Source organism: Burkholderia sp. SIMBA_051, assembly GCF_046534915.1.
Taxonomy (GTDB): Bacteria; Pseudomonadota; Gammaproteobacteria; order Burkholderiales; family Burkholderiaceae; genus Burkholderia; species Burkholderia ambifaria.
On the sequence record NZ_JAWRXS010000407.1, the window covers coordinates 1 to 263 of the forward strand.

The 263-nt window shown below is 30.0% G+C and carries 1 protein-coding gene; it reads left to right on the forward strand.

Annotation, left to right across the window (positions count from 1 at the left end; all coding sequences use genetic code 11):
• Window positions 1–38 precede the first annotated feature (38 nt).
• The coding region (locus SB771_RS35060) for a dTMP kinase (protein ID WP_410722051.1) at window positions 39–263 on the forward strand (225 nt) is incomplete at its 3' end.

The window sequence follows — 263 nt, forward strand, 5'->3', positions numbered from 1 at the left end:
TTACATTAGTTAAAGCAAAATAACATAGAGAAATTAGCATGAAAGGTTTATTTATCGTATTTGAAGGGATTGATGGTTCAGGAACTACCACGCAATCTAACTTATTACACCAACATTTTTTAAATGAGAATAAAATATGTTACACAACATGTGAGCCATCTGACGGTCCAGTTGGTAATCTTATTCGTCAAGCATTTAAAGGAAGAGTGAGTTTATCAAAAGGAATTAATCCATTTTTTAATAATGGTAATTTATTTGATGAG